The following is an 18,809-nucleotide window of genomic DNA, read 5'->3' as shown; positions in this document are numbered from 1 at the left end:
GTATTTATCGATAAAAATTTTATTTACAAATTTGTTTATTATTATTGCATTTTGAATATATAAATACTATAATGTAAAATGTTGGCGAATTACGAATTATAACAAGATAGGTGGTTAACCATGAATTACATGATTATAGAAGAATTAAAAAATAAACTGAATTGCTTAGTTGAAGATGATAGCAAAAGATTATGTTCTGGGGAAATTCTTAAAACCAGTCAAGAATTGGACAAGCATATTGTAAATTTTCATAAAAATATTTCTAAAGAAAAAAAGTCATTAAATACTGATATTAAAAAAAAGTTCTAGCAAGCAATTTAAACTAATAATAATATTATTATTAGGCAAGCTCGTTTTACTAAAGCGAAATATCGTACTTCAAGCGAATACTCTACCTAAAACAAAGCACTCCAATCTCTCACTTCCACAAGTGTGAGATTGGAGAATCAATAAAAAATAGCAAGAGAACAACACCCCTGCTACAAAAATTTCAACAATTTTTAATTTTAATTAGTCCTTGTAACCAAATATAAAAACAATCATTTTGATAAGAATAGTTAAATAACAAACAAACTAAAACACTGTTTGTTAAATAATCTATAGATATTAAAATACTATTATATTCTAACTACGTTACTAGCTTGAGGACCTCTAGCGCCTCTTTCAACATCAAATTGAACTTTTTGGCCTTCTTCTAAAGTTTTAAATCCTTCTCCTTGGATAGCAGAAAAATGTACAAACACATCATCTTCTCCTTCAACTGAGATGAATCCAAAACCTTTTTCACTGTTAAACCATTTTACTATTCCTGTTTTCATTAAAAAAAACCTCCAAAATTATCTTTACTTATTTTTTACTACTCAACGAGTATATCATACTTTTTTATTAATGTCAAAATAAATTTTAATAATTTTTCTTGATTATTTTCGGATCTACTATCGTTATTGAATTTTTATCATATAATATAAGACCATCTTTTTTCATTTTGTTTAACTCCCTAGACAACGATGTCCTCTGAACTCCTAATCTTTCAGCTAATTCTTTCTTTGAAATCTCCAATTCTATTCTCCTGTTTTTTTGATAATAATACTCTATATTCAAAAAATCTATTATTGACTCTCTAATAGATTTTTTAGATATAGTTTTAATTTTTTGAGTTAATATTAGTGCTTTATCCGATATACATTTTAAAAATTCATTTAAAAATTCTTTGTTGATTTGGCATAATTCTAAAACAAATTCCTTTTTTATATGCAAAATAGTTACATTTGATTTTGCCAATATACTCATAGGATAAGTACTTGAATTTGAAAAAAGAATATTTCCCCCTATACTATCACCAGAATAAAACTCTTCAATTGTTAACACATTACCATCTTCGTCAATTTTCTGAACCACTACACTTCCTTCTAAAATTATATCAAAAAATATACATTTTTCATTTTCAAAATAGATTATGCTCTTTTTATTATACTTTTGAACTCTATGATTTCTCTCATTAAATAGTTCTGCTAATTCTTCATGCGAAAAATCTTTAAATAAATCCCCTAATCGTAAAAGTTCTATATATTTTTTAATAATCATAAAAAATTCCCCTAACATTTAAAATTAGTTACCAAGGTAACTGTAAAATATCAAATAAAATTATACTATAATAACATCAAAACATAAAGGAGTGAACAAAATTTTGAGTACAATAATATTACTTATAGTAACCGCCATATTCTTTATATGGTCTATTGTAAAGGATAAACAAAAAACTGTTGAAAGTCTAAATCTTGCTAAAAAACTATTTCAAAGCACTTTTGTAGAAGTTTTTGCACTTATGGCACTAGTAGCTCTCTTTTTATCATGGGTTCCTAGCTCTATAATCAAAAATCTACTCGGAAACCCGAATCAGCTACTAAGCATTCTATTTGGTGCAGGAATAGGCACAATAACGATTATACCTGCATTTGTTGCATTTCCATTAGCAGGTTCTTTATTAAAAAGTGGTGCCAATCTAGTAGCAACAGCAGCTTTTATTAGCACTCTAACAATGGTAGGATTTGCAACTCTACCTATAGAAATTAAATATTTCGGCAAAAAATTCGCTTTCGCAAGAAATGCTCTCAGTATAGCTTTAGCTATCATAATAGCCTTAGGAATGGGGGTAGTATTGAAATGAATGTACAAATTTTAAAAAAGCATAAAATACAAGTTATCACTATAGTATTGTATATCGCAACATTTTTATATAGCAAAAACATTTTCATGAATTCTATTAGTACAACAGTCGGTTATTTAAAAGATATGGTTCAAATTTTACCTGCTGTATTCGTTATTTCGGGCCTCATTACCACATGGGTTCCAAGAGAAACTATAACAAAATACTTTGGAAAAGATTCTGGATTAAAAGGCAATATATTATCAGTACTATTAGGTTCTATTTCCGCAGGACCAATATATGCAGCTTTTCCTATAGCCTTTTCCTTATTCAATAAAGGTGCAAGTATTTTAAATATAGTCTTATTAATAAGTACATGGGCAGTAATAAAAGTACCTATGCTAATTGTTGAATCAAAATTTCTAGGAGCTAGCTTTATGGTAACTAGAACATTACTTACTATACCTTCAATATTTGTCATAGCTTATATTACATCAAAAATCGTAAAAAGAAAAGATATTATGAACAGCAAAGAAAATTTAGATATATCCAATAAAACAATTATCGAAATAGATAGCATACTTCCTCATTTCAATTGCAGTGCATGCGGTTATAAAAATTGCAGAGAATATGCTGAAAGCATAGTTAAAAATGGTGAAAAACATGACAAATGTAAGATTGGCGGTAGCAAAGTAGCTAAACAAATACATGAAATAGTGGATTTAACTAAATAGTTAAATCCACTATAATACAATTTTAATACTCCACAAATTGCATCCCTCTGCAAAATCACTTTCACACACAAAATATAGTTAATAGAAAAATTCTCATGTATAACAAATTATTATCAACTATCAAGGATATTTTGACAGTTTAGATATTTTATAATTCATTTTAAAGAATTTTTTGCATTTTGCATGAATTGTGCTATAATAGTTTCATGATATTATGCGACAAAATTATACATACAGGAGGGATACAAATTTGAAAAGAAAAAGTACACTTACAGCAAAAATTTTATTAGGTCTTGTTTTAGGTGCTATATTTGGTATTATCCTAAGTAAGCTACCTTCAAGTTATATTAAAGACACAGTTATTATTAATGGATTGCTTAGACTAAGCGGTGGATTATTCATTAATTCAATTAAAATGCTAGTTGTTCCACTAGTATTTGTTTCACTCGTTTCAGGAGCTACTTCTATAGGTGATCCTAAACAACTTGGACGAGTTGGTATTAAAACATTATCCTTTTATCTATTAACAACTTGTGTTGCAATAACACTAGCATTAATAGTTGGAAATGTAATTAATCCAGGTATTGGTTTAGACTTATCAAGTATAATCAAACATAAAGCAACAATCGGCTCATCAAAACCCTTAGTTGATGTTATTTTAGATATGGTTCCTGAAAATCCTATTTCTTCTCTTGCAAATGGCAATATGCTTCAAATTATAATATTTGCATTGTTACTTGGTATAAGCATGGCTCTTTTAGGGGAAAAATCTAAGCCTGTTGTGAATTTTATTAATTCTTTAAATGAAATAATGATGAAAATGGTTATGTTAATAATGGTTATAGCACCTTATGGTGTATTTTCTCTCATTGCAAAAACTTTTGCAACAGTAGGATTTGCAGCTATGGTTCCTCTTTTAAAATACATGTTTGCTGTTTTATTAGGACTATTTATACATGCAACATTTACTTATATGGGAATGCTAAGTACTATAGGCAAATTAAATCCATTGCAATTCTTTAAAAATTTTGCACCTGCAATGAGTGTGGCCTTTTCAACAGCAACAAGTAGCGGTACATTACCTGTTACAATAGAAACTGTAGAAAAGAGATGTGGTGTTTCAAGAAATATTGCTTCTTTTACACTTCCCCTAGGAGCAACAATAAATATGGATGGTACAGCAATAATGCAAGGAGTTGCAGTTATATTTATTGCTCAAGTTTATGGAATTCATCTAACACTGCAGTCTTTTTTAACTGTAATATTAACAGCTACACTTGCTTCTATTGGCACTGCAGGTATACCTAGTGTTGGTTTAATAACGCTTTCTATGGTTCTTCAATCAGTAGGTCTTCCAATAGAAGGTATAGCCTTAATAATGGGCATAGATAGATTGCTAGATATGACCAGAACTGTAGTAAACATAACTGGCGATGCTGTTTGTACAATACTTATTTCCAAATCAGAAAAAGAATTTGACAAGGAAGTATACTATAAAAAAAATAATGATGAGGAATTAGTTTCATAATAAATAAGAGGATTTTTGCTTTACCTGTAGAATATATACAAATTGTAAATATTATCACTAGGAGGTAAAGTTAAAATGTTCAAAAATTTTCTAAAGAAAACTTCTAAAGTTGTACTAGCTTCTGTACTGTCATTTGTACTTCTTGGTACAAGCAATGTTGCATTTGCATTAAATACCTATACGGTACAAAAAGGCGACACATTAGCTAAAATCGGTTCAAAATATGGAATTGATTGGAAAGATATTGTTAAGTATAACAATATAAAAAATCCTAATTTAATTTATGTTGGTGATGTATTAAAATTAGAAGCACCTTACACTCAAAAAGATTTAAATGAACAATTAGTAATGGCAACTGATTGGGTTCAAACATCTGCGGAATATCGCGCTCTTTGCTACCAAGCATACAATATGGGTAAAATTATTGTTGATGAAAATGTTGCTAATTATAAAAAAGGCGATAAACCTTTAGCAATTGTAACTGATATTGATGAAACTATTTTAGACAATAGTGCATATGATGCTGGTCATATTGGACATAATGATTCTTACAATGGAAAAACTTGGAGTGAATGGGTTAATACCGAAAAAGCAAAAGCTATGCCAGGTTCCGTAGAATTCCTGAAATACGCTGCTGACAAAGGAGTTACTATTTTCTATATGAGTAATAGAAAAGAAGCGACTGGTTTAAAAGCAACAATAAATAATCTTAAAGCATTAGGTTTTCCTTACGCTGATAACGAACATATGAGTCTTAAAACAGATACAAGCAACAAACAGCCAAGAAGAGACGCTGTTACTAAAGATTATAACGTAATACTTTATATGGGTGATAACGTAAATGATTTTCCAATCGATACTTATCATAAAAATATGCACGATAGAAATGAATTAGTCGATCAAAACAAAGGCAATTTTGGAACTAAGTTCATTATGTTACCAAATCCTCTTTATGGCGATTGGGAAGGTGCTCTTTCTAAAAATTCATATTGGGGATTAAATTCAGCTGAAAAAGATGCTGCTAGAAAAGCTGTATTAGATACTTGGAGACCATCTGAAAATAAATAATATTCCACAAAAAACCTAAAAGAATTTCTCTTTCTTTTAGGTTTTTTTGTTCATAGTTATACTCTCCCCATCCCTTATATAATATCATTGTATTCTTTTCTATGCTTTTCATTAAGTTTACGTCTTATGCTATTGATTTCATTATCACTCATTCCTGTAATATCCATAATTTGCGTTATTCCATAACCTTTTTCTATATAACGTCTAACATCTTCAACTTTTTCCTCATGTTCACCTTTTCTGTTACCTTTCATAATATACTCATCCTTTCAAATCGTTATTTACTCTATTCCTCTTATAACTCCTTTAGACTTATTTTTTCTTATCTCGTTATTATGTGTAACCTCTGGCTTTTTCCTTTTCATATTAGATTTTTTCGCCATTTTGGTCATATCTTTGTTATTTGTCATTATAATGTCCCCTTTCACCTTAAACTATTTTCACCTAAAACTGTCTAGGATGTTCTCCATAAGTAACTCTTGCACTCTCTTTATGTCCATGCTTTATATTTTTCTTTTTAAAATTTCCATCTTCCTTTTTATTATTTTGTGTCCTTTTTATTTTATTATCCAAAACTCGCACCTCCTAGGCTTAGTTTTTCCTCGCCTAATTCTTTTATTCATACTTTAAATGAGTAAAAATCATTACAATAAGTTACAAATAACTTGACAATTCAATTTGTAATACTGAATTTTACTGTTTTCTTGTATTAGATAATTCTTGAGAATAGCACTAAAATATTATTTTACATATAATGGATTGAAATTTACTCATTTATAGATTCGTAAAAAAAAGAGCCAAAAGGCTCTAAAAATTTTCATTCCATTTACTGTATTCATTTCCCTGTATCTTGGTAAAATAAACAATATCCGCTCTTATATCCCACGTTTTCGAATTAGCATTATATATAGCATCATCACCTTTGAAATTTGCAATATTCTCTTCACTAGTATAATTGCAAACAATACTCAAATTTATCATTTTTTCAGGAAATTGATTAATAGCATCATTATATGCATACCCAAGCATATTTTCAATTTTCTTTCTAAAATATGAACCCATATTTGCAAAGTTCCAAAATTTTGTGAAATTCTTTTCATTCATAACAAAATATATATTAATAACATTGCTATTTTTTTCATCATTTAATACAAGTATGTTATCAAATACTACAGAAAAATTATCAATTTTATAATTAGAATATTTTTTCCACATATAGCTTTCGAGTTCATCCAAGCTCATACTATAGTGATTTTCTTTTCTAACCCTTATCAATTCCTTATACTCATATTTACTTAATACATCTTCCAATTCATATTGCTCCATAGATATGTTTCCAATTTCTATTTTGTCTATCTTGTCAACATCAGCTGATAAAATATTTGTCGGATTTATTTTTAATACAGCTATATTTTTATTTTTATCATACCAATATACCCCGTGAGCATCACATTCAACACCATAATTTGTTGTAATAACAACCGAATCCGCACCATCTATTGCAGAATATGTAGTAATAACCTTATTATCAACAACAACTCCATATTTATCCGAAATCATTTTGCCATTGTAATATGCTTTAACAACCACATTAGCAAATTTTATATCATATTCTTTAGGTTTTGCAGGTGCCTGTCCACTGATTTTAAATTTAAAAGTTGTACTATCTTTTAGATTCGTTCCCTTTTTAGTTTTAATGTTATTATTAATAATCATAGTATATGTTTCTAGTGGCTTGTACCCATTTTGTGGTGGCAAAACAACCAATGTATTAGGTTTATCCCCTAATGTTGCACGTATAGACTGCTTTCTACCCTTAGAATCAACAATTGTAATACCATTTTTAATGCTTCTCCAATCCAAATCATGTGTAAATTTTACTGTCCAGACCTTATTGTATGGAACATTTTTTTTCATACCAATCTCTTTAGCTTCAACAGGAAAAGTAAATATAAATATAGCAATCAAAAACACCAAAATCTTTTTCATTTGCACAAAGTCCCCCTAACTCTATTACGATTAATAACATTATAACATATATTAAGGAATATAATAAGAAGAATAACAATTAAGTAATATATGTATATTATTCCTCATAATTTAAATTATGGAATGATTATTGTTTGGGAAGTGATTATTGTTTGAATAAAAAAAATATATACTTTATACCTATTTTAATACTAATAGTGTTATTCTTTTCAAGCTGTACAGTAAATATTGATAAATTTATTGAAAAAAACAAACCAAATAAATTCTACTATACACAGAGCTTAGTAACCGATTTTCATAACAATCCAAATCACAGTGTAAATGTACTCTATTTGAACTTTTATAAAAGCCAAAAGCTAGATAAAAGTGAAATTTTGATACTCCGTAAATTTTTTAAAAACCTAAAAAACAGTGATTTTATAAGTAAACCTGAAAATTTACCAGATAAACCAGTTTATAAATTATTCTGCATGTTTGATAACAAATGCAAATATGTTATTGAAGTATATAATGATAGATTTTTATGCATATATCCATGGGATGGATATTATGAAGAAGATTATATAGACATGAAAAACACTTATAACGCCTATAATATTATGGGATTGTGCAAATACGTATTTAATAAAGGAATCGTGGATATCAACAATTAATATTGATATCCCTTAGGCATTTGAAAGAAAATAACAAGTCAAAGATGCGACGTATATTTTGTGAAATACAAAGAGTTGGGTTCCGCTAATAGTAGGTTCTATCAACGGGTTCCAACGATGAAGTAGTGCGCAAAATAGACTAGCATACTGACTAGTTATTTTTTGAAAATGCCTTATTTTATATACAAAAATTTATCGATTAAGTATATAATTTAAAGTAATATTATGCAATACTATTGTTAGGCACACTAAATCAAATAAATATTACACGGGAGGGATACTATTTGTTTCCAGATATCCACAATGTCCAAAATAAGATACGAAGGAAATTACTAAATCAAAATTGGCTAAACAAAATGAATATTCCAACTAAAATTGTTGAATATGAATTAAATAGCAACAAATTTAGAGTCAAACTAAACGAAATGATCACAAACAATGATTACTCTTGTAAAAGCACATTACAATTATGTGAAAACATTTTAAATAATTTAGTACCATTAAAACCAAAGAACTGGTTAGAATACTTGTATCAATATACACTATATAAATCTTTTCCAGATGCTGTATCAATAACATTACATGATGAATTGAAAGTCGCATGTGAATTGTACCTAAAATTGCTTAGAATTGTTTGTGATTTAGAAAAAAAGAGTTATTCGAATACTTGGAAAAGTAAATACCCTCTTTTTTTCTTAACACAAATTGAAGAAAATGAACTCGAACATCCTGGAGAATATAAACGCTTTGTTCGTGCTTTTAAACATACATATGCATATGAAATGATGAAATTAAGTGAAGAAGTTTTTGGATACAACACTCTTGACCATATAACAGGCGTGCATTATATTGCATTATTTTTAGCAAGACAGCTTAAACAATTAGGAATAGCTGTTGATTTAGGAAGAGTATCAGGTGCTGCTGCTGGTCATGATATTGGAAAATACGGGTGTAAAGGCACTGAATTAAAAAGAGTTCCTCATCTGCATTATTACTATACAGATCAATGGTTTAAAAAGTTTAATATACATTATATCAGAAATATTGCTATTAATCATTCTACATGGGATCTTGAATTAGAAAATCTTTCTTTAGAATCATTAATACTTATATACTGTGATTTTAGAGTAAAAAATAAAAATACAGAACATGGAATAGAAATGAATATTTTCTCACTTAATGATTCATTTCAAGTAATATTAGATAAATTAGAAAATGTTGATGAATACAAAATAAAGAGATATAAGAAGGTATATGCAAAACTAAAAGATTTTGAAGATTATTTAATCAATATAGGCATAGATGTAGAAATCAACAATATAGTTCCAACAGAAAAGTTTTCAAAATCAAAACCATATTCTCTTATGCATGGAAAAGAAGTAATAAAAAACCTCAAATACTTGTCTATAAATCATAATATAAAGCTTATGTATATGCTTAGAAATCAGTATTCATTAGATAAAATATTAGAAAGTGCAAGAAGCGAATACGCTTGGAAAAATTTAAGAGAATATATAAGAGTGTTTGAAGAATATTCAACATATCTAACACAAAAACAAAAACTTCAAACAATAAAATTTTTGTATGATAATCTAGTTCATACTGAAGATGATATAAGAAGGCATTGTGCTGAACTTATAGGAAAACTAATAGCTTATTTTGATGAGGATTATAGAAAAGAAATACCTGAAGATGTTAAACTAGAAAAACCTGATAAAACCAGCATAGATTTATTCAATGAATACCTAAATTTATTAATATATCCTGAACCTAAAATAATTCCGAGCCATAAAATTTGGATTGGATACAGCACCCGCATAATGATAGATTCTCTATTTAGAAATTGTAGAAAAAATATGACAATACACTATAGAGATGTATTAATAAAATATTTTGTAAAATACTTCAGTAATGAAACAAATGTAAATAAGCATACTCAATTGTTCTTACTTGAAGCAGTAAAATATATTCCTCTTGACAATTATACAGAAAATCTAGAAATATTATTTGAATATATACTCAAAATGTTAAAAAAGCGAAATATAACATTGCGCCTTTCTGCTCTTGAAGTAATATATTCAATTTTAAATAATATACCAAAAGAAAGTTCATTCAAACAAAGATTAATACAGTTTTTTACAGAATCAACAAACAGAAGTAAATTGCCTGTAGAAAATATGCTTAAATATGAAATTGCAAAATCCTTAAATATTGATAATATTACTGAACTATTTGAACACTACTGTTCACTCGATAATAAAAAAATATCCGAAATATTTTTGACAAACTTAAAAAGTGCAACAAATTGGATAATTAAAAAGAATCAAATAGACCTTTTACTTAAATATACTATAAATAATTCAGAAAGCAGGAATATACTACATACTTGTATACATTTTTGTAACATTTTAAAGGTTAGTGAAATAGAAACAGTACGTAACAGAGCTGGTAAAGCTATTTTAAAACTAATGCCTCTTCTTTCATTCGAAGAAAGAAATGAGGTTGCTGTCGAACTATTAAGAGCATTAGAAATTGAAGGACAAAAATTTACTGAATACATTCCAAAATTTCTAGGGAAAGTTCTATTATGGCTGAAACCTAAGGAACTAGATGAAATTATAGATGATTTAAAAATAAAAATCAAAACATCTAATTCCGATCTAAAAGCATTAATATTAAAAACAATAGGTGTATCAATATCACACTATGATGATTATAATGGAAGATTTCATGAAAAACCGGCTTATCATGAACGTAGACTTAATAGCATGTTCGGAATACTATTAAACGGTCTGGGTAATTATAAGACAAAAGTTAAGCAATCATCTATAGCAGTAATTGGCAAAGAAATATTTGGTTCTAAATATTTGACTTACGAAAAAAAATACTATATTTTGAAACTGATTTCTAAAAAACTATTGAATTTGATAAGCAGCGATGATGAAAATGAACTCTTGTTTCTTGCAAACTCTGCTGCATTAACCCATATATACCGATTTATTTCTGATTATTCTTTCTCAAATGGGAATATAGATATAGAATCACCTAAAAAAATAGCATTCTTCCCAGGCACATTTGATCCATTTTCATTAAGTCATAAAGAAATTGCAATATCAATCAGAAATATGGGATTTGAAGTATATCTTGCAGTAGATGAATTTTCATGGTCAAAAAGAACTTTGCCAAATTTAATAAGACGTAAAATATTAAATATGTCTATTTCAGATGAATTAGGTATTTATATATTTCCTGAAGAATATTCTATAAATATCGCTAATCCTAATGATTTAAAGAATTTAAGAAAACTCTTTAAAAACTCAGAACTATATATAGTAGTAGGGAGTGATGTTGTAGTAAATGCTTCAAGCTATAAAAAGAATAAGGAACCAAATTCTATTCATACATTTCCTCATATTGTGTTCAAAAGAGGAAATACAAAAGAATTGGATAATGCAATTAAAAATATTGACAATAAAGTAGAATTTCTTACTCTACCACTTAAGTACTCAAAAATAAGTTCTTCGCAAATTAGAAACTGTATAGATGAAAAAAGAGATATTTCTAAGCTTATTGATCCATTAGCAGAGCAATATATATATGAAAATGGTTTCTATCAAAAAGTACCTAGAAATAAGCTTTCTATGACATCTCTATGGTTTCACCGTGAAATAATAGAACTTATTGATGAAAATAACATACAGCATATTGCACGTGAGCTTGAAAGCTTTAGCAGTAATTTTAAAAACTATATAACTCAGCTTAAAGAAAAAGATTCTGCAAGAATTTTTATTATAAGAAATAAACTTAATAACAATGAAATATTAGGATTTTCAACATTCTATTGGATACGTTCTAATGTGTTATATAAAGAAATACGTGACCAAAAAATATCAAATTATATACGAAATAATACTTCTGGTAGACTAATTTTTATAACAGGCTTGTATACCAAGAAAAATACTAAAATAAACAATTTAGAACAAATACTAATAAATGAAACTCTTTCGTTCTGTATTTCAAAAGATTATGAATATGCTATATATAAAAATATGCTTGGAGAATTAACACCTAAATCAATTGAAGAAATTCTAACCAATCAAGGATTCATAAACATAGAAGGTGATTCTGTTAATTCAAATGCTTTTGTAGTTAATATGAGTAGTCCTTGTGTAATAAATTTAGATATTAAAAATGTAATAAAAGAACCTTTTATAAGTAATTCAAATGTTAGAGAAATTATAGATATAACTAGACAAAAATTAATTTCCTCTATATCTAGGCTTTATCCAGGTGAATTAACACTATGCTTTGATTCTGATATTTTAAATCAGTCGTTAATAAATATGGTATGTAATGAGAATTCAGTTCCAACTGAAGTTACTGTCCCTAGGAAATTAGGAGATGCTATGTGTGTTCCTTATGGTGATATACTTGACAAATATGTTGTGCCAAACACCGTTACAAAATCACTGCATACCGAGAAACTATTTAGCCCTGATATAAATAATTTTACAATAGGAGAATTTCCTTACTATTTAAATCTTGAAAATCAAATAAAAATAGTAAAATCATTTGAAAGACCTGTAATATTAGTAGATACTATACTGCATAAAGGTTATAGAATAAGAGCCATTGCTCCTATTTTTCATAAAAATAATATTCATATTCATAAAATACTTATTGGTATTTTATCTGGAAGAGGACAGGATTTGATGGATAAACACAATATTGATGTGGATTCAGTTCACTTTATACCAAGATTAAAAATATGGTTTAATGAAAGCGATATGTATCCATTTATAGGTGGAGATGCTCTATTGCGTGGCAAAGTTCCTGAAAGAAACTTAATTCCATCTATAAACACTATAATGCCATATAATTATCCTGCTTTTATTAAAAATACATCCACAAAGAATATTTATAATATGTCAAAAGTATGTCTTTATAATTCTCTAGATATACTAACAACTTTAGAAAGTGCATTCCATCAGTTTTATTCAAGGAATTTAATACTTTCATCAATGGGGCGAGTATTTACAACACCTCGCTGTCCTGAACATGGTAAAGGAATTCAATATGATCTCAATATGAGTCCATCATTTTACTTAAAAAATGACATTGAATTCTTAAATAGACTTGAACATATAATAGAATAATATAATATAAGCTGCTAGTCTCTAATCTCCAACAAAAACTCAATCTCTCCTAGTGATTAGCGACTGGCGATTCTTATTTAGTCTCCAATCGCTAGTCTCTAATCTCCAATACAGATTTGGCATCTGTCAAATGGCAGTCTTATTTTAAAGAAATTGCAAAGCAGTTTCAACATTATACTAAGAAAGTGAGTTGAAAATATGTATTACTATAAATATAATAATTTTGTTTTTATATCAAAAAAAGAACACAAAAACTTTTCACCTATTTCGGAAAACGAAGTAAAAAAACATAGTGGCGAGTTATATGCTCTAAATAAACTAAATCCACTAAATTCAAGAAGAAGTTATTTAGTTTCTTCTCATAACAACCTATTTTTAGATGATGAAAACTTAAATTTAATACAAAACAATAATGATTCATCACATAATGGACTTCCTAACTGGCTTTTAGAAAAAATTAAATATAAAAAAGTCATATCAATAAATACTCAATACCCAAACTGGGAAGATGTACTCTATGCTCATTATCCCGATAAATGGAAAGTAAATGTCGTTGGACTAGGTGATGTAGGTGGAACATTAATAACAGGATTAAGATTACTAGGACATGACTGTATAAAAAGTATAGGAATATTCGATAAAGATATAAATAAAATGAATAGATGGAACTATGAAATAAATCAAATACTTTTTCCAGATCCTAAACTAGAATTGCCTGATATAATACCCTTAAATGAGGAACAATTATTTGATTGTGATATGTTTGTGTTTTGTGTATCAGTTGGTGTACCTAGAATTGGTGATGAAAAAGAGGATGTAAGACTTATTCAATTTAAAGGTAATTCAAAAATCATAAAATACTATGCACAAAAAGCTAGAGAAAATAATTTTAAAGGCATATTCGCTGTTGTATCCGATCCTGTCGATATGCTTTGTAAGTCAGCTTTTATTGAAAGCAACAAGGATTCAAATGGAAATTTAGACTTTAGAGGTCTTGCATCGGATCAAATTAAAGGCTATGGATTAGGTGTAATGAATGCTAGAGCAGCATTTTATGCAAAAATAAATACAGAAACATCCATATACTTAAATGAAGGAAGAGCTTTTGGTCCTCATGGTGAAGGCCTTGTAATAGCTGATAGCATTGAAAATTACAATCATAAGAATTCACTTTACCTAACAGAAAAAGCTAAAACAGCAAATTTAGATATAAGAGCTACAGGTTTTAAACCCTACATAGCCCCTGCTCTTTCCTCAGGAAGTTTATCAATAATATCAACAATAAAATCAGAATGGCATTATAGTTCTAATTTTATGGGAGGTATATTTATGGGTTCGAGAAACAGACAATTTCAAAATACTACTGAATTTGAAACATATAACTTTAAAAATGAATTATTAGAACGTATAAAATCAACATACGATTACTTAGTGAAAACAAAAATTTAGGCATTTTCAAAAGAATAACTAGTCAGTATGCTAGAGTATTTGACTTGTTATTTTCTTTAAAATGACATAAAGGAGGCTATAAAATATGGAAAAATTATATGTTATTGTTCCTAATAAAAATCCTTCAAAAATTCTATGCAAAATGATTGATGCAGCTACATCAAAACACGAATCGATTTTAATAAATGATATTAATAATATATGCGATTTAAAGAACAAAAAAATAATGTTTGCAATAGAACTCAACGATATAGGACATGATATATCTATGATAGAATTCTTCACAAAACTATATTCCATGGGTAGTAATACTTTAGAAGGTTCAATAGGAAGCATACTTGTCCATAGTTGTAACGAATACGGTACAAAACGTGCAGCACAAGATATAATATTTAGTGCCAATAGATTAGGGTGTGCCTTTATTGGCCATCCAATGGTGGAAGCAACATATTCTCTTAGAAACTTTAATACTTGGAAAAAAACAATGGATTTATCTTTAGAAGAAATATGTTTAGAGATGTGCAGAAGGCTATCAGAAAGACTGCTTAAATATTCACCAATTAAAATTAAAAATCCTAATTTGCTTGTTCTTTATTCAATGCCACACAAAACATCTAATACAGTTGACTTATGGCATATGGTTTCAAAATTTTTAACTAACTATAACATAAAAGAACTTCAAATTGAAAGCGGAGAAGTACAAGATTGTAGAGGATGTGCATATAAGACTTGTATACACTATGCAGAAGAAAATAAATGTTTTTATGGAGGAATTATGGTTAAAGAAGTTTTACCTTCCATAGAAAATGCAGATTCTGTTATATGGCTCTGTCCTAATTATAATGATGCTATTGCAGCAAATTTAACAGCCGTCATAAATAGGCTTACTGTTTTGTATAGAAAAATAAGCTTTGAAAATAAGACTATATTTGGTATTATTGTATCGGGGAATTCAGGAAGTGATTCAATAGCAAAGCAATTAATAGGTGCTCTTAATGTAAATAAGGGTTTTTATCTTCCACCATATTTTTGTATTACTGCTATTGCTAATGATCCTCGTGCCATATTTGAAATACCTAATATTGAAAAAAAAGCTGAAATATTTGCACATAATATTAAAAGTAATTTTTAGTACAAGAAGGAGCATAATAACAGTATGGATACTAAATACTTTGTAATAGATAAGGACATACTACCTGAAATTTTTGATAAAGTAGTTAAAGCAAAAGAACTACTTTCAACTGGAAAAGTAAAAGAAATAACTGAAGCAGTAAGAATTGTTGGTATAAGCAGAAGCACTTACTATAAATATAAGGATCATGTGTTCACCATTTCAGAAGGGACACTCTGCAAAAGGGTTACAATATCATTTTTGTTAAGCCATGAAATGGGTATACTCTCTAATATTTTAAATATGATAGCTGATGTTAAAGGAAATATTTTGACAATAAATCAGAACATACCAATTAATAAGATAGCAAATGTAAGCATAACATTCGACATTTCAAATCTAACAGTAGATATAGATGACATATTAAATGATATTAGAAATCTAGAAGGTGTATTAAAACTAGATTTGATAGCTATGGAGTAAAAGCAGGTATACATACCTACTTTTACTTACTTTTTTTCATGAGTATATTTAATTATTTCTACATCTTGTAGTGTTATAATCAACCCTTCTGAAATCATATCATCTAATAGCTTAATTATTTTATTTATTCTTTCTTCTTTATCAACGATTTCAATTACAATAGGCAAGTCTTCTGATAATCTTAATATTCTAGTACTATGAATCCTACTTGTTGCTCCAAAACCTTCTATCCCTCTTACAATAGTGCATCCTGCAAGTCCATTTTCTCTTACCATCTTCAATATTGCATGGTAGAGTGGTTCTCCGTGCCAATGATCTGATTCTCCAATAAAAATTTTTAATAACTTACCTTTCCCTTCAATTTTCAAAAATTTTACCTCCCTTTATGATTTTTGATTCACTTTAACACATCAATTCAGGAAAATGTAATAATCATTACATAAATTGTGCCAATGTTTTGCCAATCCAAGCAGCAAATAAGCTTAAAAACAGGTTTAATCCTGCATTAGCCCCTCCTAATAAATAGTTACCATCAGCAAACATATTTATAGTTTCATAGCTAAAAGTAGAGAAAGTTGTTAATCCACCCATCATTCCCGTTGTCAAAAAAGTTCTTAAATTTGAAGAAATTGTCCATGTGTCAACACTTGCTTCCATAATAAATCCTATTAAAAATCCTCCCAATATATTAACAAACAATGTACCATATGGAAAAGCATCTCCAAATATTTTCACTCCTAAACCAGATATTAAATATCTAAATGACGCTCCTATGAACCCTCCCATACCAACAAACAACAATCGTTTCAAAAAAAATCACTCCTATACTAGCTATTTTTCAATTTCGTCCTTCAATTCAATAATCCTCTTCTTCAATATTGGATGCATAACGTACGGTGCTATATCACATAATGGTTCAATAACAAACATTCTTTCATGCATTCTAGGATGAGGAATAATGGTCTTTTCATTTGAACAAATAATATCATCATAAAGAAGTATATCTAAATCAATCGTTCTAGGCCCCCATCTTACTATTCTCTCTCTTTTTAATTCTTTTTCTATATCGAGCAAGAGCATCATCAATTCATCTGGATACAATAAAGTTTCAACTTTTATTGCACAATTTAAAAAATCATCTTGTTCTACATAACCAACCGGCTCTGTTTCATAAAAATTTGAAACATCAAGTACTCTAGTAAACTTATTATAATTTATTTTATCAATAGCACTGTCAATATTTTTTCTCTTATCACCCATGTTAGAACCAAGCCCAATATATGCAATATGTTTACTTCTTTCAATTTCAACAGCAGCATACTTTACAGGTTTTCCTATAGGTGCCCAAGGTTTCTTTAATAGAATTTTAACCTTATTAACAGAAGTATATTTTAATAATACAAATGTAGCTAAATCTTCTGCTGCTTTTTCTATTAAATCATATTTATCATTCTTAAATTCTTTTTCAATATCATGGCACAGCTCACCATAATTTATTGTTTGAGTCAAATCGTCAGTAATACCTGCTTTTCTAGTTGATGTATAAAGTTCAATTGTAATCAAAAATCTCTGTCCTATTTTTTTCTCTTCCGAATAAACTCCATGAAATCCATATATTTCTAAGTCTTTTACAATAATCTTATCCATTATATTCACTCCTAATTATAGCATCTGTCATTCTTGCAGCTCTCAAATTCTCCTTAACATCATGAACTCTTATGAATTCACACCCCTTCATTATACCTATAACTGTAGTAGCTATAGTACCTTCTAACCTTTCATTTACAGGTAAATCTAGTGTTTTACCTATCATTGATTTTCTAGATGTACCCAACAATACTGGATATCCTAATTCATTTAATTTATCTAAATTATTCATAACATTCAAATTATCTTCAACAGTTTTAGCAAATCCAATGCCCGGATCTAGTATAATATTTTTTTCTTTTACACCTGCCTTAAGTGCAATATCAATACTTTCTCTCAAATCACACAATATGTCTTCTATCAGATTATTATAGTCCATATTATCCCTATTATGCATTAGACAACAAGGCACTTCATACTTCGCTGCTACTTTTGCAATATAACTGTCTTTCTTGAAACCCCATACATCATTGATTAAATTCGCACCTGCATTAATTGCAAGCTCAGCTACTCTACCCTTGTATGTATCAACTGAAATAGGAATTGAAATCTCCCTAGATAAAGCTTCAATTATGGGAATAACTCTTTTTATTTCTTCTTCTTCACTTACAGGTACATGATTTGGTCTCGTCGATTCTCCTCCTATATCTATTATATCAGCTCCTTGGCTTTCCATCTCTTTAGCATGCATAACTGCATTTTCAATATTATTAAATTTACCCCCATCAGAAAAAGAATCGGGAGTTACATTTAATATTCCCATAATATAAGTTCTTTTGCCTATTTCAAAATTTTTATTACCTATATTGATTATTCTATTCATACAATTCGCCTAAAATTTAGGC

The 18,809-nt window shown here is 28.4% G+C and carries 20 protein-coding genes; 10 read left to right on the top strand and 10 right to left on the bottom strand.

Annotated elements, in window-relative coordinates:
• Nucleotides 1-120: 120 nt before the first annotated feature.
• A complete protein-coding gene (locus tag CLTEP_RS05130) occupies nucleotides 121-309 on the top strand; it encodes an aspartyl-phosphate phosphatase Spo0E family protein (RefSeq protein WP_066823593.1) in 189 nt (62 codons plus the stop codon).
• Nucleotides 310-617: 308 nt separating this feature from the next.
• Here the strand turns inward: CLTEP_RS05130 and CLTEP_RS05125 are convergent, their stop codons facing one another.
• Complete coding sequence (locus tag CLTEP_RS05125; RefSeq protein WP_066823590.1) at nucleotides 618-818, bottom strand: cold-shock protein; 201 nt, start codon at nucleotides 816-818, stop codon at nucleotides 618-620.
• An 85-nt stretch (nucleotides 819-903) separates the two neighbouring features.
• Nucleotides 904-1,584 carry a Crp/Fnr family transcriptional regulator gene (locus tag CLTEP_RS05120; RefSeq protein ID WP_066823587.1) on the bottom strand — a complete coding sequence of 227 codons (681 nt, stop codon included), beginning with the start codon at nucleotides 1,582-1,584 and terminating at the stop codon, nucleotides 904-906.
• Between the two features lie 103 nt (nucleotides 1,585-1,687).
• Between CLTEP_RS05120 and CLTEP_RS05115 the strand changes: the two genes are divergently transcribed.
• The 4 genes from CLTEP_RS05115 (at nucleotide 1,688) to CLTEP_RS05100 (ending at nucleotide 5,476) form a co-directional block, all read left to right on the top strand.
• Nucleotides 1,688-2,167 carry a permease gene (locus CLTEP_RS05115; RefSeq protein ID WP_066823582.1) on the top strand — a complete coding sequence of 160 codons (480 nt, stop codon included), beginning with the start codon at nucleotides 1,688-1,690 and terminating at the stop codon, nucleotides 2,165-2,167.
• Complete coding sequence (locus CLTEP_RS05110; RefSeq protein WP_066823580.1) at nucleotides 2,164-2,880, top strand: permease; 717 nt, start codon at nucleotides 2,164-2,166, stop codon at nucleotides 2,878-2,880. Before CLTEP_RS05115 ends, CLTEP_RS05110 begins: the two co-directional genes overlap by 4 nt.
• Before the next feature lie 250 nt (nucleotides 2,881-3,130).
• Nucleotides 3,131-4,408, top strand: coding sequence for a dicarboxylate/amino acid:cation symporter (locus tag CLTEP_RS05105; RefSeq protein WP_242863872.1), 1,278 nt, complete (start codon nucleotides 3,131-3,133; stop codon nucleotides 4,406-4,408).
• Nucleotides 4,409-4,483: 75 nt separating this feature from the next.
• Nucleotides 4,484-5,476 (top strand): 5'-nucleotidase, lipoprotein e(P4) family, encoded by a 993-nt coding sequence (locus tag CLTEP_RS05100; protein WP_066823574.1) that lies wholly within the window; start codon nucleotides 4,484-4,486, stop codon nucleotides 5,474-5,476.
• A gap of 74 nt (nucleotides 5,477-5,550) precedes the next feature.
• Here CLTEP_RS05100 and CLTEP_RS05095 read toward each other — a convergent pair whose 3' ends face one another.
• The 4 genes from CLTEP_RS05095 to CLTEP_RS05090 form a co-directional block, all read right to left on the bottom strand.
• Nucleotides 5,551-5,730 (bottom strand): hypothetical protein, encoded by a 180-nt coding sequence (locus CLTEP_RS05095; protein WP_066823571.1) that lies wholly within the window; start codon nucleotides 5,728-5,730, stop codon nucleotides 5,551-5,553.
• Nucleotides 5,731-5,757: 27 nt separating this feature from the next.
• On the bottom strand, nucleotides 5,758-5,886 hold the full coding sequence (locus CLTEP_RS15440; protein ID WP_278319527.1) for a hypothetical protein: 129 nt from the start codon (nucleotides 5,884-5,886) through the stop codon (nucleotides 5,758-5,760).
• A gap of 34 nt (nucleotides 5,887-5,920) precedes the next feature.
• Entirely contained in the window at nucleotides 5,921-6,049 is a 129-nt protein-coding gene (locus CLTEP_RS15435) for a CPC_1213 family protein (protein WP_278319526.1), read from the bottom strand.
• 234 nt (nucleotides 6,050-6,283) lie between these two features.
• The gene (locus tag CLTEP_RS05090; protein WP_153016282.1) at nucleotides 6,284-7,465 is read right to left on the bottom strand and encodes an Ig-like domain-containing protein; all 1,182 of its coding nucleotides are present in this window, start codon (nucleotides 7,463-7,465) and stop codon (nucleotides 6,284-6,286) included.
• A gap of 152 nt (nucleotides 7,466-7,617) precedes the next feature.
• Between CLTEP_RS05090 and CLTEP_RS05085 the strand changes: the two genes are divergently transcribed.
• The 5 genes from CLTEP_RS05085 (at nucleotide 7,618) to CLTEP_RS05065 (ending at nucleotide 16,317) form a co-directional block, all read left to right on the top strand.
• Nucleotides 7,618-8,118 (top strand): DUF4883 family protein, encoded by a 501-nt coding sequence (locus CLTEP_RS05085; RefSeq protein WP_066823564.1) that lies wholly within the window; start codon nucleotides 7,618-7,620, stop codon nucleotides 8,116-8,118.
• 284 nt (nucleotides 8,119-8,402) lie between these two features.
• Nucleotides 8,403-13,274 carry a nicotinate-nicotinamide nucleotide adenylyltransferase gene (locus CLTEP_RS05080; protein WP_242863871.1) on the top strand — a complete coding sequence of 1,624 codons (4,872 nt, stop codon included), beginning with the start codon at nucleotides 8,403-8,405 and terminating at the stop codon, nucleotides 13,272-13,274.
• A 198-nt stretch (nucleotides 13,275-13,472) separates the two neighbouring features.
• Nucleotides 13,473-14,723 (top strand): lactate/malate family dehydrogenase, encoded by a 1,251-nt coding sequence (locus tag CLTEP_RS05075; RefSeq protein WP_066823561.1) that lies wholly within the window; start codon nucleotides 13,473-13,475, stop codon nucleotides 14,721-14,723.
• An 85-nt stretch (nucleotides 14,724-14,808) separates the two neighbouring features.
• The gene (locus CLTEP_RS05070) at nucleotides 14,809-15,855 is read left to right on the top strand and encodes a flavodoxin family protein (protein ID WP_066823558.1); all 1,047 of its coding nucleotides are present in this window, start codon (nucleotides 14,809-14,811) and stop codon (nucleotides 15,853-15,855) included.
• 24 nt (nucleotides 15,856-15,879) lie between these two features.
• Nucleotides 15,880-16,317, top strand: coding sequence for an ACT domain-containing protein (locus CLTEP_RS05065; RefSeq protein ID WP_066823555.1), 438 nt, complete (start codon nucleotides 15,880-15,882; stop codon nucleotides 16,315-16,317).
• A gap of 26 nt (nucleotides 16,318-16,343) precedes the next feature.
• Here CLTEP_RS05065 and CLTEP_RS05060 read toward each other — a convergent pair whose 3' ends face one another.
• The 4 genes from CLTEP_RS05060 to folP all read right to left on the bottom strand — a co-directional run bounded on the left by CLTEP_RS05060 (nucleotide 16,344) and on the right by folP (nucleotide 18,787).
• Entirely contained in the window at nucleotides 16,344-16,685 is a 342-nt protein-coding gene (locus CLTEP_RS05060; protein WP_066823552.1) for a DUF190 domain-containing protein, read from the bottom strand.
• Between the two features lie 67 nt (nucleotides 16,686-16,752).
• Complete coding sequence (gene crcB, locus CLTEP_RS05055) at nucleotides 16,753-17,103, bottom strand: fluoride efflux transporter CrcB (protein ID WP_423230727.1); 351 nt, start codon at nucleotides 17,101-17,103, stop codon at nucleotides 16,753-16,755.
• A gap of 45 nt (nucleotides 17,104-17,148) precedes the next feature.
• Entirely contained in the window at nucleotides 17,149-17,964 is an 816-nt protein-coding gene (gene folK / locus CLTEP_RS05050) for a 2-amino-4-hydroxy-6-hydroxymethyldihydropteridine diphosphokinase (protein WP_066823546.1), read from the bottom strand.
• Nucleotides 17,957-18,787, bottom strand: coding sequence for a dihydropteroate synthase (folP, locus tag CLTEP_RS05045; RefSeq protein ID WP_066823539.1), 831 nt, complete (start codon nucleotides 18,785-18,787; stop codon nucleotides 17,957-17,959). Before folP ends, folK begins: the two co-directional genes overlap by 8 nt.
• Between the last annotated feature and the right edge of the window lie 22 nt (nucleotides 18,788-18,809).

Source organism: Clostridium tepidiprofundi DSM 19306 (assembly GCF_001594005.1).
In the GTDB taxonomy this organism is placed as follows: domain Bacteria; phylum Bacillota; class Clostridia; order Clostridiales; family Clostridiaceae; genus Clostridium_AC; species Clostridium_AC tepidiprofundi.
The sequence above is the reverse complement of the archived record's forward strand: the minus strand, read 5'-3'. Positions and strand labels throughout refer to the sequence as shown.